The sequence below is a fragment of the Halobacteriovorax sp. genome (assembly GCF_041587335.1).
GTDB lineage: Bacteria > Bdellovibrionota > Bacteriovoracia > Bacteriovoracales > Bacteriovoracaceae > Halobacteriovorax.
In genome coordinates this window covers 1-3,006 of sequence record NZ_JBFGYP010000224.1, presented here as the reverse complement: position 1 = coordinate 3,006, position 3,006 = coordinate 1, and the positions used below count along the sequence as shown (strand labels likewise).

4 protein-coding genes and 1 pseudogene are annotated in these 3,006 nt (G+C 34.1%); 1 reads left to right on the top strand and 4 read right to left on the bottom strand.

Annotated features, from left to right (window positions below):
- Window positions 1-380: pseudogene (locus ABX784_RS16600) on the top strand (glycosyltransferase family 2 protein); the annotation flags it as partial.
- On the opposite strand, the gene ABX784_RS16595 reads toward ABX784_RS16600, so the two are convergent.
- From ABX784_RS16595 to ABX784_RS16580, 4 genes are all read right to left on the bottom strand, one after another.
- The gene (locus ABX784_RS16595; RefSeq protein WP_372656179.1) at window positions 373-1,821 is read right to left on the bottom strand and encodes a Fic family protein; all 1,449 of its coding nucleotides are present in this window, start codon (window positions 1,819-1,821) and stop codon (window positions 373-375) included. The pseudogene ABX784_RS16600 and the gene ABX784_RS16595 overlap by 8 nt on opposite strands.
- A 294-nt stretch (window positions 1,822-2,115) precedes the next feature.
- A complete protein-coding gene (locus tag ABX784_RS16590; protein ID WP_372656178.1) occupies window positions 2,116-2,430 on the bottom strand; it encodes a helix-turn-helix domain-containing protein in 315 nt (104 codons plus the stop codon).
- Complete coding sequence (locus ABX784_RS16585) at window positions 2,430-2,681, bottom strand: DUF4258 domain-containing protein (RefSeq protein WP_372656177.1); 252 nt, start codon at window positions 2,679-2,681, stop codon at window positions 2,430-2,432. Before ABX784_RS16585 ends, ABX784_RS16590 begins: the two co-directional genes overlap by 1 nt.
- Window positions 2,682-2,747: 66 nt before the next feature.
- Window positions 2,748-3,006, bottom strand: a 259-nt coding sequence (locus tag ABX784_RS16580; RefSeq protein WP_372656176.1) for a DUF4870 domain-containing protein, incomplete at its 5' end; no start/stop codon positions are given.

Sequence of the window (3,006 nt, the reverse complement as noted above, 5' to 3'; positions counted from 1 at the left end):
GGCTAGATGCCCAGGGCTTTAGAAATAGTGATGATAGTAAAGTTGTCTGTAAGCAGATTGAAGCGACTGTTTATCACTACGGTTGGGCGAGAGCAGAGCAAGTGATGGCGGCAAAGACTAAGGCCTTTGATAAACTCTATCACGGCGATAAGAAGAAAGATGAAAGCTTTAACTACGAAAGAGTGTGGGGACTGCGTCCATTTACTGGAACTCATCCAAAAGTAATGAAGAATTGGATTGAAGAAAATAAGAACGATCTAGACATCCTCTCTCTTCCTTATAAACTTAGCCTAAAAGATATTCGCCTCATTTTAAGTGATCAATTTGAGTACTTAACCGGAGTTCGTCTGGGTGAGTTTAAAAACTTTAAACTTAAATAGTAAGAATTTTCCCTTCCTGTGGCTCGAGAAACCAGTTCTTTTCTGTGAGCTCTTTTTTCACTTCTTGGTAATCACTAAAGTTGAGATTGGAGAAAATAAGAGCTCGAAGAAACATATCACAAATTGGAGATGTTCTACCTTTTCTAGAGAGTGTTCTTAGTGCTCCTATGTAATCATCTCTGTAGACCGTAGGAATAATAATTGAAGGGTAGTTATTCGCCAGTAGTTCTCTATTTAGAATAATTCTTGAAGTTCTGCCATTTCCATCATTAAAGGGATGAACCTCACTTACGACAAAGCTTAAGAATATCGCTCTAGAAATTGAATTTGTAATAGTTTGAGATATTTCAAAGGCCTTCCTTAGAGTTCCTTCAACACGCTCGGGTGAAACAAAGAATGTATTGCCAGCTTTATTTGATTTAACCTTAAATATTCCAGGATCCTTATCAATACGACTGGATATAATTCTTTTATTAATTAATTTTAAGTCACTTATGAATTCGTCAGAATTTTTTGAGGTCGTTTTCATAAAACTGATATTCGAACAAATTTCAAAAGTTCCCAGGATATCGTGAGAGTCCTGAGTTCTATTCTCTATTTGCTTTTTATCGAAGATAATTTCTTCGGCCTCTTCAATTAAGAACTCTGTCCCTTCTATATAGTTTGAGAAGTAGCTTTCAAAGAAAGCTTTATTTTCAATGTGCTCAGGGCCATAGTCTTGATTTTGTACTTTTGGATAGCTAAGAGACTCCATATGTATAGCAAGATTTAAAAATAAAGAAATTCGATCTGTATCAATAGGTAGCCCCAAGGCTCTACTCTTTGCTTTTGTGCTATTAAGAGGAAATGACTTTGATCCTAGTAGCGTGCTTATTATTTTATTTAATTCTTTAAATGGCCTATCGAGATTTAATTGAAGTGAGATCTCTTTAGCTTTATCTCTAAATTGGTTTAGACCCTCTTCGCCAGTTTGTTCTAGTATCTCTTCTAGTTTTTCTTCAATTATTTCTAAACTTAGGTAGCGATCATCTTCTGGTACTTTTCTTGGTTTTATTAGAAGCTCTAGAAAGGCTCTCTCTTTACACACTACTTTTGCACCCATGAGCGCCTTTCGATTTCCTAAGGAATCGACTTCTCCACGTATAAGCTTGAACTTTAGACCAGCTATTTCAACGAGCTTACTACTCTTTGAAACTAGATAAATATAATTTTCAGGGGAAGGTTTAAACTCAACTGCTGTTCTATAGCTAATAACACTGTTTTTAAAACAATTTGATACTACCATAGGCCAACAATACTTCATTCTTTCAATTAGCAATTCATCGTCCATGATGCTGGTATATAAAGATGTGTATATCTTTCTGATTTTACCTTCTTTAGATAGTTTTCTTCTTTGGGATTCAGATCCAAAATAGAATTCATCAAGCATCATTTGAGACATAAAACCACCTTTTTACAAAAATACTGTATTATAATACCATTTGTGTAGAAATATTGCCATATAATAGGCATTTTGCAGAAATAGATACTTATATAAAGAGAGTGATGAGGAGTTGTAAGAGCTTGTAATTACTTATTGTTTGAAACTGTCAAAAAAGTTAGCAGGGGCTGAAGAACTTACAGGCCATACTTATCTAGCAGGGAATTCTGCTATATTTAATACATCGAAGGGTTAGCGCTCTTTGAATCTCTCCCCCTATTAAAAAAGCAGACCTTTTGGTCTGCTTTTTTTGTTTTAAGCTGCTAGTTGAATGATTTCAGATTTTTTAAATCGATAATCCTTTCCTTCTTTTTGATACTTTATTTTCCCATTCTTTATTCTTCTTCTCATGGTTGACTCTGAGATTCCTAGAAAAGAGCAAGCTTCTTGAAGAGTCATAAGGTCTGAACTTGCAAAGAGTTTCATCGAGTCTGTGATATCTATCCCGATAACATTTCCTTTCTTGTTATAGCGAACTATAACGCCATCCTTGTATTCTGACTTCGCTTCAACTTCATCAGAGAAGTCTATTGATAGGTAATCAATGTCTGAATCATGATGTACTTTCATTATTTCACCTCAAAATTAATCATGACTGTGACAACTTCAAAATTCATATTTTTCTTTGTCACAGCTACTGCCGCAATTAAATTATCTTTACGTCCCCTAAGTTTTTTATAGTAGATATACTTATCTTGGGACTGCTTTATTTTACCATCTGGTTCACTTAGGATTAGCTCTACATCTTTAGTCGAAATATCTCTTTGAAGAATCCTATCTACTGAATGTGAGCTATATTTTATATTCATTAAGTAAATCATAGTATGAAAGCTTGTCCTTGTCAATTGACGGTCATTAACTAGTCATTTTTGGGTGTCATATATCAATTATTTTATGGGTTTGTAGAGCTTGCTTGGATAGGGAATGACTTCTCCTTTTAGTGCTCGTTGAATACCTAGAATTGATATAGTAATTGAGTAGATTGGCACTATTAGTGCTACTACAAGTCCTGAAGTATAAAATGAAATGACTAGAGCTATAAGAGTTGAAAATATAAGTAGAAATGAGTAATTTAAAAACTCCTTTCCTTGAATATTGATCTTTTCAAATTCATCTTTTTTAATAAACCAAATTCCAATAGGTAGT

Coding starts and splice junctions, on each gene's coding strand:
- ABX784_RS16595 (WP_372656179.1), bottom strand. CDS start 1,821: ATGTCTCAAATGATGCTTGATGAATTCTATTTTGGATCTGAATCCCAA.
- ABX784_RS16590 (WP_372656178.1), bottom strand. CDS start 2,430: ATGAAAGTACATCATGATTCAGACATTGATTACCTATCAATAGACTTC.
- ABX784_RS16585 (WP_372656177.1), bottom strand. CDS start 2,681: ATGATTTACTTAATGAATATAAAATATAGCTCACATTCAGTAGATAGG.